Annotated in this window: 9 protein-coding genes; 6 read left to right on the top strand and 3 right to left on the bottom strand. The window is 43.2% G+C overall.

The window, feature by feature from the left end; all coding sequences use genetic code 11:
* Window positions 1-24: 24 nt before the first annotated feature.
* The gene (locus QZY09_RS23240; protein ID WP_295676716.1) at window positions 25-270 is read left to right on the top strand and encodes a hypothetical protein; all 246 of its coding nucleotides are present in this window, start codon (window positions 25-27) and stop codon (window positions 268-270) included.
* A 131-nt stretch (window positions 271-401) separates the two neighbouring features.
* On the opposite strand, the gene QZY09_RS23235 is transcribed toward QZY09_RS23240, so the two are convergent.
* Window positions 402-1,352, bottom strand: coding sequence for a sugar phosphate isomerase/epimerase (locus QZY09_RS23235; RefSeq protein WP_295676713.1), 951 nt, complete (start codon window positions 1,350-1,352; stop codon window positions 402-404).
* Between the two features lie 224 nt (window positions 1,353-1,576).
* Here QZY09_RS23235 and QZY09_RS23230 point away from each other — a divergent pair, with 224 nt between their 5' ends.
* Together QZY09_RS23230 and QZY09_RS23225 are read left to right on the top strand one after the other, a co-directional pair.
* On the top strand, window positions 1,577-1,948 hold the full coding sequence (locus tag QZY09_RS23230) for a response regulator (protein WP_295676710.1): 372 nt from the start codon (window positions 1,577-1,579) through the stop codon (window positions 1,946-1,948).
* 143 nt (window positions 1,949-2,091) lie between these two features.
* The gene (locus tag QZY09_RS23225; RefSeq protein WP_295676708.1) at window positions 2,092-3,297 is read left to right on the top strand and encodes a GAF domain-containing sensor histidine kinase; all 1,206 of its coding nucleotides are present in this window, start codon (window positions 2,092-2,094) and stop codon (window positions 3,295-3,297) included.
* Window positions 3,298-3,376: 79 nt separating this feature from the next.
* Here QZY09_RS23225 and QZY09_RS23220 read toward each other — a convergent pair whose 3' ends face one another.
* Entirely contained in the window at window positions 3,377-5,113 is a 1,737-nt protein-coding gene (locus tag QZY09_RS23220) for a phospho-sugar mutase (protein ID WP_295676706.1), read from the bottom strand.
* Between the two features lie 420 nt (window positions 5,114-5,533).
* Window positions 5,534-6,337 (bottom strand): AraC family transcriptional regulator, encoded by an 804-nt coding sequence (locus QZY09_RS23215; RefSeq protein ID WP_367119264.1) that lies wholly within the window; start codon window positions 6,335-6,337, stop codon window positions 5,534-5,536.
* Window positions 6,338-6,618: 281 nt separating this feature from the next.
* On the opposite strand from QZY09_RS23215, the gene QZY09_RS23210 reads away from it, so the two are divergent.
* The 3 genes from QZY09_RS23210 (at window position 6,619) to QZY09_RS23200 (ending at window position 12,505) form a co-directional block, all read left to right on the top strand.
* Window positions 6,619-7,434 (top strand): phytanoyl-CoA dioxygenase family protein, encoded by an 816-nt coding sequence (locus tag QZY09_RS23210; RefSeq protein ID WP_295676703.1) that lies wholly within the window; start codon window positions 6,619-6,621, stop codon window positions 7,432-7,434.
* A gap of 33 nt (window positions 7,435-7,467) precedes the next feature.
* Entirely contained in the window at window positions 7,468-9,732 is a 2,265-nt protein-coding gene (locus QZY09_RS23205) for an alpha-L-rhamnosidase C-terminal domain-containing protein (RefSeq protein WP_295676700.1), read from the top strand.
* 256 nt (window positions 9,733-9,988) lie between these two features.
* Window positions 9,989-12,505: a chemotaxis protein CheB gene (locus tag QZY09_RS23200; protein WP_295676697.1), complete on the top strand. Its 2,517-nt coding sequence runs from the start codon at window positions 9,989-9,991 to the stop codon at window positions 12,503-12,505.
* Window positions 12,506-12,508 lie beyond the last annotated feature (3 nt).

Genomic DNA, 12,508 nt, shown 5'->3' with positions numbered 1-12,508 from the left:
TGGAATATGATATAGCGCAGGCACATGAAGAAAACAAAGCAGACAGGGCCAGATTGGGGCACGGTCCAACGGGTCAAACAGATTTCTGATTTATTTAATAACTTAATATTTGTCGCCGTCAGTGATTTGTCTTATTTGGCGCTGGATAGTTACAATGCGTTCGCGAAGTGTGGAAATAGTTGTAACCACGGCTATCTTATCAGAAAGTCCCTCACTGAAGCTATTTTTGTTCAGGAGCAATTTCCTGATCGCGAGATTAAGCTCGCTTAATTCCAAATTTAAAGCTTCCAATAATTTCATCCAGGCGTATAGGTGTTTAATTTCTTAAAAATATAAGTATTAGTATTTACATTGCACAACAAGTTATTAACAGCGCGTTAATAACCTGCCATTTAAAACAATTAAAGACTATCAATAATTGCTCTCATTTTCTCCAAAGCAGTCTTTGCTACAGTCAAAGCATCCTGTGCATAATAGGCCGGGTTAAACACCTCGGTGGAGAGGACAAGGGGTGTTTTCCTGTTTTTGAGAAGAATTTGCAAAGTTTGTTTTATCGGTGCTACGCCGTCGCCGGGATAAATCCTGTCTTTATCTTCAATTACTAGTGATGATAGCGCTGCCGGGTAGTCGTTCATGTGAAGGATCTCGGCAGCGTTAGCGTCCATAAGCGGAAAGGTTTTAATAGAGGTGCCGCCTTTGTATAAATGAAATATATCCAGCAAAACACGTGCAGACGGGTGCCCGCTTTTCATCGCTATGTATATTACGTCGGCAACAATGCTCATGTTTTTCTGGAAGCCCCACATTTCAAGCTGGGGTACTACGCCGGTTTGGTCGCCTATTTCTAAAAGGGTGCGATAACGTTCGGCAACCAGATCAAGGTTAGGTACTGAGGTATTGGAGCTACCCGCTGCTGTAGCGGCAATGCGTTTACAGCCTAAGATAGCCATCCGTTCCATATCGCGTTTCATTTGTTCCAGCCCATCTTTTCGGGTGGCATCATCATCTACGATCCACTTGTTAAAACTGATCAGATCTTCTACTTTCAGGCCCAGATCATCCAGCCTTTTTTTGGCTTCGCTGATACTGCCGCCATGGCTTAAATACTCCTGAAGCGAGTCGGCCCAGATCTCCACCGACCGAAATCCTGCGGCGGCGGCTGTTTCCAGCTCTTTTACAAAACCGAGTTTATGGCCCCGGATGGTAGCCATATTCAAACCTAATATATAGGCGTTCTTTGCAGGCAAGTTGGCCTTAAGTGGGCTGGCACCTGCTTTTTCGGCTACAGCCACACCTACGGAGGCGCCTATTAATTGAAGGGCTGAACGGCGGTTTATTTTAGGTGTTGGCATTTGTTTGATTTTAATTCGGTGCGCGTTGCAAAATCACATTCAAAAACATAATTACTTATTAAATACGGCAAATACAATTTTGGACGACTGATTGTCCATTTTAAAAAATATTTAAAAGTTTAAATGCAAAAGCAGGGTTTTTTATTGTGTACCTTACCACGATTCCTACCGAATATTTGAATTTGGCACCGCTTTATGCAACTCTGCCAATCTATAATCCGACTATGTGCCAGAAAATATTGATCCTTGATGATGATACCAATTTACTTGAAACACTTTCCATACTCCTTGAGGACAACGGTTATGAAGTTAAAGCCCTGTCAAGCGGTGAAAAAGTAATTGAAGCAATAAATGAATTTAATCCCGGCCTGGTTTTAATGGATGTGATGCTTGCCGGGTTTGACGGCCTGATGATCTGCAGGGAAATAAAAAAACAAGAGGGAATGCAAAGTTTGCCTATAATACTTATATCGGGCCATTATGACGTTAAAAGAGCATTATCTCAACAAGGTGCACCGGATGATTTTTTGGGAAAACCCTTTGACCTGGACATTTTACTTACAAAAATCAAACAGCAGCTGGATAAAGCGTTATAAATAACTAATAGACAATAATTAAATTATCTATTAAATGAATTTGTAACAAAAAATAATCGTTATTAATTAATAATAAAAATAAATACCTGTATTTAAACATTACCTTTAATTTCTGACTATTACTGCTCTTTCAATAAAATCTAATGTTATCATCCTCAACCACTACATACGAAGAAGGCAGGTTAGCGGCAGTTAAGTCATATAATATTTTAGATACTGCCGAAGAAAAAGATTTTGACGATCTGACGGTACTGGCTTCCGCCATTTGCCAAACCCCCATTGCTTTTATAAGTTTAATTGATGATAAACGACAATGGTTTAAATCACGCATGGGGATAGCAGAAACAGAAACCCCGATTGAACTTTCAATTTGCGCAACCACAATTGTGTCTGAACTAGATATTTTGATTGTAGAGGATGCCAGGCAGGATGAACGTTTTGCGAAAAACCCAATGGTTACGGGCGCTACGCGGATGACTTTTTATGCAGGAGTACCCTTGGTAAACGAAGACGGTTTTGCATTAGGGTCACTTTGTGTGATAGACCAGCATCAGAAACAACTGACCAGTGAACAAACCACAGCTTTAAAAATCATTGCCAAACAGGTAGTAGATAAACTGGAATTGAGAAAAAAAGCGATAGCATTGGAAAAGATCCACCAGGAGCTGATCGATTCGAACCTGTTTATCCAGAAATTCGCCGCCATGGCTGCTCATGATATTAAAAACCCCATGACCAGCATTTTACTAACGGCGCAGGCATTGCAGATGCGCCTGAAGAAAATAGATGACAAAAGTTGCGAAAGGCTGATCGACCTGAATATTACTTCAACAAAATGTTTAATGGCTTTACTGGATGATATGATCGCTTATTCCAAATCGCCCTCGTTGCTTTTAACTCAAAAACAAACGGTAAACCTGCCGGAAATGATGCGAAAAGTGATTAGCATGATTAACGTTCCGGACAATTTCACGATTCAGGTACCTACTGAAAACCGGCAACTGAACATTTCATCCATTGCAATAGACCAGATCTTTATCAATTTACTTACTAATGCCATCCGTTATAACGATAAGGAACAAGGCATTATCAATATCAGGTTTAGTGAAGATAAAGATAATTACCACTTTGAAATTGAGGATAACGGCATTGGTGTAGCAAGGGAATACCACGAAAAGATATTCAACAATAACTTCACGTTAAAAATAAGCGACCGTTATAATAAAAAAGGTTCAGGCATTGGCTTATCAACCGTAAAAGAGTTGGTAAAGGCGCTTAACGGAACCATTACGTTGAAATCTGAGCCGGGTAAGGGTACTACTTTTTACATTAGTTTAAATAAGTTATAGTAAGCCCGAAATCATATCGCCCAAAAAACAAATCCCGGACAATATGCCCGGGATCCGTTAATTTTCAACAAAAAGCTATTTAAACCCCCAGGTCCTTAATAATCCCATCTATCTTGGCATCCAGTTGTTTATCGGTTTCAGCATAAGCTGCCGCACTGGCCAATTTGCCATTCACACTGCAATAGAATTTGATCTTGGGCTCTGTTCCTGATGGGCGCGCTGATATGATGCTGCCATCTGCGGTAATAAACTGTAACACATCCGAAACTGGCAATTCCAGCTTACTAATAGTTCCGGCAGCCAGATCGGTTTCAATGCCTTTTTCGTAATCCTTTAAAGTGATCACTGCCGAACCACCCAATGTTTTTGGCGGGTTGGTACGGAATTTCTCCATCATTTCTTTAATCTCTTCGGCACCGGTCTTTCCTTTTTTGGTGATGGAGATCAGTTTCTCTTTATAAAAACCGTATTCGATATAAGTATCAATCAGTGCCTCAAAAAGGCTGCTGCCTTTGTCTTTATAATAAGCTGTCATTTCAGCAATAAAGGCGCTGGAAACTACAGCATCCTTATCCCTCACCAACTCTCCTATTAAATAGCCGTAGCTTTCTTCGCCGCCGCCTATAAAGGTTTGCTTGCCTTCAAATTTGGTCATCAGTTCACCAATATATTTAAAGCCGGTTAAGGTGTTATAGTATTTAACGTTTTTAGCTTTAGCGATTGCCTCAATCAGGTTGGTGGTGACAATCGTTTTAACAATATATTCCTTGCCTGTTAGCTTCCCTTTTTCCTGCCAGGCAGTTAAAAGGTAATTGATCAGCATGGCGCCGGTTTGGTTGCCGTTCAGCAATATAAATTCGTTATTGGTATTCTTTACTGCTATACCCACGCGGTCAGCGTCCGGGTCGGTGGCCAGCACCAGGTCGGCATCTACTTCCTGCGCTTTTTTAAGGGCCAGTGTCAATGCTTCTTTTTCTTCGGGGTTGGGGTAAATAACTGTCGGGAAGTTACCGTCAGGGGTGATCTGTTCTTCAACCAGGAACACATTTTCAAAGCCAAACTGCTTTAATGCCTGCGGTACCAGGGTGATGCCTGTGCCATGTATAGGCGAGTAAACGATCTTGAGGTCTTTTTGGCGTTTGATCGCTTCCGGAGATACTGAAAGCGCAGTGATCTTATCCAGGTAAAGCTGGTCAACTTCCTCTCCTATTTCCTCGATATTTGATTCGACGGGAGTAAATTTTATATCATCAACACTACTCACCTTCGCCACCTCGTCCATCACGGCTTTGTCGGCGGGGAACACAAACTGGCCGCCATCCTCGCCGTAAGCTTTATAGCCATTATATTCTTTGGGGTTATGCGAGGCCGTTAACATTACACCGCTTTTGCAGCCAAATAACCTCACCGCGAATGAAAGCTCGGGCGTAGGGCGCAAGGCCTTAAAGAAATAAACATGGATATCGTTTGCCGAAAAAACTTCGGCAGTAATGCGTGAGAACAGGTCGGCGTTATTGCGGCTGTCGTGCGCGATGGCCACCTTTATTTTCTCGCCCGGGTAGGTTTTTTTAAGATAATTGGCCAATCCCTGTGTGGCTGCGCCGATGGTATATTTATTGATCCGGTTGCTGCCGGGCCCCATGGTTCCGCGAAGTCCGCCGGTTCCAAACTCAAGATCGCGGTAAAACGAATCGGTTAATTCTGTATAAGCGCCCTCATCGAGCATTTTTTGGATTTGTTGTTTTACATCAGCGTCATAGTTGCCTTGCAGCCATGAATTTACCTTTTTTAGTACGGCAGGATCTAATTCTTGCATAAAAATTGGTTTATATATTTAATTGCCTGACCTGGATCAGATTTCAAATATGGTAATAAAAACTGTTTAAAAGTATGCTGATAAACACAAAATTTTAATATAAAACAGCTGCAAATATTGAAACTTGTGATCCTGCAGGCGCTATTCTTATTAATGATTTAATGTCGTTTACTTAAGGTAGATACTTATTTTTAAAAATCGTTTTTCACTACAGATCTACAGGTCTCTTTTGCAAATGTAGTGTAGCGCTACACGTGCTACACCGCGCTACACCTGCTACAATGCTTATTATCAATAATTTATGATCCGCACAATTTTGTCAGTGACAAAATTGTGTCAGCACTTTTACAGCTATTGCACCGTTTTGCCAATCTCAACATGCCCGCGAAACTTAAACAAACGACATTGCTTATTGATTGATCAAATATTCACCTGGCTGTGGTTTCTGTAATCCCTTGGCGCAATCCCGTTTTTCTTCTTAAATAGTTTTGAGAAATAAAATATCGACTCGAAACCTGTATGATAAGCGATCTCGTTGATGGTTAGCGAGGTGGAGGTGAGCAGCTCTTTAGCTTTATTAAGCCTGATATCGAGGTAATATTGATTGGGCGATAAGCCGGTAGCCTTTTTAAATGCCTGCCTGAATGCCGAATAACTCATCGGGATCTCATCAAGCAGGCGCTCTATATCAACAGGATTTTCAATAGTTTCCCGCATTCTGAATTTGGCTTTTGCTATATGGCCGGCGGTTGTACTACTACCGGCACCGCCATTTAACGAGATACTGTTTACCAAACCCAGCATTTGCAGGGTGATGCCGCTTATTACCTGGTGATACCCGGCGACTGAAGTTTTTACACACTCAAGCAATTGGTGGAATAAACGCTGCAGCTCTTCATTTAAGCCGGTTTGGACAAAGGGGGTTTTTCGGTCGAAAAAATATTGTCCCATTAAATATTCCGGGTAGTAACCCTTAAAGCCAACCCAATACTCTTCCCATCCGGATTGCGGATCGGGTTTATACCTGTGCCATACGCCCGGGAAGAGGAAAAAACAGGTACCGGCGGTAATTTCAAACGATTTTGTTTCGGATGATTCAAAAATCCCCCGGCCTTTTGAGATATAAACCAGGTAATAATCATCCAGTATCCGGCCTTTATTCCACGAAAAGTTATGGGTTGCAGGATGCTCCCGGTGGTTGGGGTAAGTTTGGTTGGAATCTATTTTTGAATAGCCGGCTGTCGTGATAAAAAACCCCCATTTTTCATCGATGGGCGATGTCGTAAGGTATTTATTAAAGTTGCGCAGGCCGTATCATTTAAAGCCGGAGGCCGGTGGTTGTCAAATATGTCAAAAAGTACAAATATATTACGCATTTAGATAATGAAAACACTCCTTATTAGTATATTTTTGGTAAATAGATCTGAATTAACTTTACGTAAATACAAATGCTGGCAATGCCATTGGCATTTTATGGGGTAGCTGCAATTTAAAGGGAGATAAGTATGAATTACCAGGTAAACGAAACCCAGGTTGAATTTTATCAGCAAAATGGCTTTATTGTGATCGAAGATTTCCTTACGCCCATTGAACTGGAGTATTGGCGTACCCTGGTGATGAATGCCGTCAGGAACAGGAAGGGACAAAAAATGCCGGGGAAAGAGCTTAAAACAGGTGAAGACGACGGCATTAACGAGGATGCTGCCTATTACGGGAAGGTTTTTGACCAGTTGCTTAACCTGTGGCAAACCGACGATGGTGTAAAAGAGCTGATGTTTGATGAGCGGATAGGTGAAATGGCGGCAAAGCTTTCCGGTGCAGATGGCATCAGGATCTGGCATGACCAGGCTTTGTTTAAACGCCCCTGGGCCAATCCAACATCCTGGCACCTGGATACCCCCTTCTGGTCGTTCAGCGACAGGCGGGCGCTCTCCATCTGGGTTGCGCTCGATGACGCCACGCCGGAGAACGGCTGTTTATTTTTTATCCCCGGCTCCTGCCATCAAACTACGTTTGAAAACAAGGGCATCGGCAAAAATATGGATGGCATTTTTGAAGTTTACCCGCAGTTTGCAAAAATAACATCCTTTGCTGCACCCATGAAAGCCGGCAGCTGCTCGTTCCATAACGGGCTTACTATCCATGGCGCCAATGCCAATATGACCAGCGGCTTCCGCCGGGCCATGACATGTGCTTACATGCCCGATGGTAACGTATTTAACGGCACGGCCAATATACTGCCCGAAGATTACCTGCAAACGCTGAAAATTGGCGATCTGCTAAATAATGATGAACAAAACCCATTGATATATCACCGTTAAAAAGGTACTACCCTGTTTTAAATAATTTGTGTTATGAGGAAATCCGCCTGTATTATTTTGATAGCTTTTTTACTGCTCGCCCTAAATTGTCCGGCCCAAAAAACGGCGCCGACAGGTTTGTTATGCGATCTGCTCCCGCATCCCGAAATCGCCGCTATCACTGATAAAACACCCGATTTTGGCTGGATAGTAAATGCAGGCGTAAATGAGGATTACCAAACCGGGTATCGTGTACAAGTGGCTACTTCGGCAGCACTTTTGGATGCAGGCCGGCCTGACCTTTGGGACTCGGAAAAGGTTTTATCCGCACAATCTATCAATATCCGGTATATGGGCAAAAACCTCCAGGCTCACCAGCATTATTACTGGCGGGTGTGTACCTGGGGAAGAACCGGTATACAATCAGCCTGGAGTACTGTTCAAAAATTCAACACTTCGGATTTCGACCTGGCGCGGCCATGGCCCGGTGAAAGCAAATGGGTGGAACTACCTGATGAAAGTGGTAAAACCAGCTGGACATTTGAAAACCGGGAGCCGGTTAACTTTCATGATGTGGCGCCGGTGAAAACTATCGTTTATAAAAACGGCAATATTTTTTATGATTTCAAAAAGGATGCCTTTGCTTACCTCGCCCTCAACTTATCATGGGATGACAGGGTAAAAACCGACTCGCTGGAAGTATCCATCGGCGAAAAAGGGATGACTGACTCCATCGACCGCAAACCGGGCGGCGGCATACTTTTTAATGCCTATAAAATTGGGTTAAAAAAAGGAGTGCATGATTATATCCTTGAACTGCCGCGCTTTGTGCCGCAGTTTCCGCACAGCGAAGTAATGCCTTTGCAGATGCCGGAGGTGATCCCGTTCCGCTACGCAGAGATCAGGTCGGTACCCGGCCTTAAGGTGAACAGCATCACCCAAAAGGCATTGTATGTTAAATTCAACCCCAATGCTTCCTCATTTTCCTGTTCCGACGATAAATTGAACCAGATCTACGAGTTGTGCAAATACTCCACCATCGCTAATACCTTTAATGGCGACTATGCCAACAGCGAGCGGGAAAGGATGATGTACGAAGCGGATTGTTATATCCAGCAAATGAGCCATTATGCTATCGACCGTGATTTTGCCACCGCGCGTTACAGCACCGAGAACCTGATCTATCATGCCAGCTGGCCTACGGAATGGATCAACCACAGCGTTTTTATGGCCTGGGCCGATTATTTGTATACCGGCAATAAAGAGCTGATAGAAAACTATTATAACGACCTGAAGGCAAAAACCCTCATCGGGCTGGAAACGTCTGAAGGCTTGATCAGCTCGCGCACGGGCCTGCAAACCAAAAGCTTCCTGGCCTCTATTCATTTTGACGGAGATATGATCCATGATATCGACGACTGGCCAGATGCCGACCAGGGCATCTATCCTAATGGCGAAACGGATAATTACGAACGCAAGGATTATAACACCGTGGTAAACGCCTTTTATTACCGGGCGCTGGTATTGATGGGCCGCATTGCCCTCGCCACTAACCATAAGGAAGACGTTGCGTTTTTTGAAAAAAAGGCCGAAAAAGTAAAAAAGAAATTCAACGAGGACTTTTTTGACGGCGTGAATAAGATCTACATCGATGGCATTGGCAGCCGGCATTTTTCGCTGCAGGCCAATATGTTCCCGCTGGCGTTTGGGCTGGTGCCTGATGAATATAAGGAAAGCGTGGTGAATTATGTAAAATCAAAATGGATGGCCTGCAGTGTTTATGCAGCCAATTACCTGATGGAGGCCCTTTACAATAACGAACAGGGCAACTATGCGCTGGAACTGATGACCAACGACTCGGACCGCGGATGGCTCAATATGATCCGCGTTGGGGCTACGATGACCACCGAAGCCTGGGACATTAAATACGATCCGCACGACATCAGCTGGAGCCATGCCTGGGCAGCCTCCCCTGCCCATATTATTCCCCGCAAAATTATGGGGATCGAACCCGCAGAACCAGGCTATGGGCAAATCAATATTAAACCCCAGCCCGGCGATTTGAAATGGGCTAAAATGAAACTGCCAACGATAAGGGGAGAAATTTCAGTTGATTTAAGCCAGGACCCGGGCAACTGGTTCAGCCTGGCCAGCACCATCCCCGCCAATACAACCGCCAAAGTTTACCTGCCTAAATTACCGGGTAAATACACCCTTATGATGGACGGCAGGATCATCAAAAACACGGCCACCGAAGGAAACTGGGTAGTTGTTAATAGCACTTCGGGAAGCCATACCTTCAGGATAAAGAAAGGTTGAGATTTCGCTTGCTTAAGGCAATTGTCATTATTCAGCAATCATCATATCAACCTGCAGCGATTTATGTTGATCGCTGAAACTTTTTCAGTGATACCGCGTTGATGGTGTACTTCTACAACCTATCGCTATAACTTAAGGGCGGTATTTCGTACCAGCTTGCTTTCTTTAAAAGAAAATGTTATATATTTGATATTCATCGCCTGCCCTTTCAGAATTTTTTTTCTGAATCCAATACCCTTGACTTTTTAAACTATGTATGCCGATCGTTAAGCCTCATCATATTATTGCAATTGGCGCCTCAGCAGGGGGCATGGAAGAGATAAATTCATTTTTTGACCACACCCCTTTAGACGGGGTATCCTATATCATCATCCAGCATCTCTCGCCGGAATTTAAAAGCAGGATGGTTGAACTTTTAGCCAGGCACAGTAAACTGGTTGTGGAACAGGCTGAAAATGGCATGACGGTAAAGTGCAACCAGGTTTACCTTATCCCAAGCGATAAGTTTATGACCATACAGAAAGGCGCCCTGTATTTAACCGATAAGGAAAACATTAAAGGCCCCCACCTCACCATCAATAAATTTTTTAATTCACTTGCGGCAGATTTTGGCAAAAAGGCCATTGGCATCATTTTATCCGGTTTGGGTTCTGACGGGACCGAAGGAATTAAAGCGATTAAAAAAGCAGGCGGCATAGTAATTGCCCGTGACCCCGAGACTTCGGAATTTGGCAGCATGCCTTCCCATGCCATTGCTACGGGCCTGGTTGATTTTGTACTGGAACCCGCGTTGATGCCGGGCGCTATTGAAGATTATATCAAACACGAAGGAGAGCTGATTACTGATCATCACGATGATGAAAAGAACCTGGAAGCGATCATCGAGCTGATCAAAGAAAGGTCGCCGCATGACTTTTCAGATTATAAATTGGCTACTATATTAAGAAGAACCAAGCGCAGAGCTTCGTACGGAAACTTCACCACCCTCGAGAATTACCTGAATTTTCTGAAGGTGACGCCCGAAGAAGTAAGTGCCCTTGCCAAAGAATTCCTGATCAGCGTAACTTCTTTTTTCAGGGATCCGGAAGCTTTCACTTGCCTGGAAAAGGAGGTATTGCCAAAAATCCTAAAACAGTTAGCGTCTGATGAAGAATTAAAAATGTGGATAGCGGGTTGTGCCACCGGCGAAGAAGCATACTCCATGGCCATACTGATAGCCGAACAGTTAACCGGCGGGCGGGAGGATACCGTAGTTAAAATTTTCGCGACGGATATTGATAGCGCTGCCCTCGTTCGCGCAGGTAAAGGGGTATATAATGCCGGTATTTTAAAAAGTGTGTCCCCTGAGCGGCTTGAAAAATATTTTATAAAAGAAGGCGATAGTTACCGCATAAGCCCGGCCATCCGCAAAATGCTGATATTTGCCCAGCACGATTTGGTGAAAAACCCGCCTTACTGCAATATGCATTTGATAAGCTGCCGTAACCTGCTGATCTACATGGCGCCGGTTTTACAAAAGAAAGTTTTTACCATGCTGCTTTTCGGGCTTAAACGAGACGGTTACTTATTTTTAGGCTCGAGTGAAAACCCGATGCCTATTATCAGGAACCTGGAAGTTGTTAATAAAAAATGGAAAATTTATAAAAACCTGGAGACAAAACGGGGCATTAATTTCGATGCTTTTTCGATGCCTGACCTGCTGGATGCCAGGCGCACCCCCTCCAGGTTTTCACCTGAAACCATATCTAAAAACACCAATACCGTAGCTGAAGCGATGCACGAAAGCCTCGCTGATAAACTTGATTATTTTGCAGTTTGCGTTGATGAAAACAATTATGTTGTTAAATCATACGGCGATGCCACCAAATATTTAATTCAAAAACATTTCACCTCAAACCTTACCGAACTGCTACCCAAACCCCTTGCTGTAGCTTTTAGCAGCCTGAGCAAAAAGGCTTTAAAAACAAATGAAAATGCAACCCGTAACGGCATAAAAACGAAACAGGGCCAGTTGATTACCGCCTTAAGCTTATCAGTTAGCCCCCTGGTAGTAAAGGGCGAGGGGAAATTATTATTGGTAACTTTTAGCCGGGATAAATCAATTGGCTCTTTACAAAAAGAAAGCCCGTTTGATGAAAATATCTACCTTGATCAATACGTCATCAACCTGGAAGAGGAATTAAAGGAATTAAAAGAAAAGCTCAGCTCATCCAATGAAAAGCTTGATGCCTATAACGAAAACGTGCAATCCTTTAATGAAGAGCTGATCTCGGCCAATGAAGAGATGCAAAGCACCAACGAAGAGATGCAATCCGTTAACGAAGAGCTGCATACCATCAATTCGGACTACCAGTTAAAAAACAAGGAGCTGATTGAAATAAATGATGATTTGAATAATTACTTCAGGAGCAACATTAACGGCCAGTTATTTATTGACAACGATTTGTTGCTCATGAAATTTTCGCCGGGCACCGTGAAGCAGATCAACCTGCTTGAATCTGACATCGGCAGGCCATTGAGCAATATTTCAACCAACATCAAATTTGAAACTATTATTGACGATATCAAAAAAGTACTTACTGAAGGCTGTGTGGTTACCAAAGAAATTGAAACAAACAATGGCAAATGGTACCAGATCATGACGATGCCTTACATACAGCAGGCTGATCAGAAACGAAACGGCGCCATCATTACCTTTAATGATATTACGGAATTAAAAAAGATACATTATCAATTAGATCTTAGTAATAAAATGCTGGGTATGGCTATTTAGTCT

The organism is uncultured Mucilaginibacter sp., from assembly GCF_903913935.1.
Taxonomy (GTDB): Bacteria; Bacteroidota; Bacteroidia; order Sphingobacteriales; family Sphingobacteriaceae; genus Mucilaginibacter.
The sequence above is the reverse complement of the archived record's forward strand: the minus strand, read 5'-3'. Positions and strand labels throughout refer to the sequence as shown.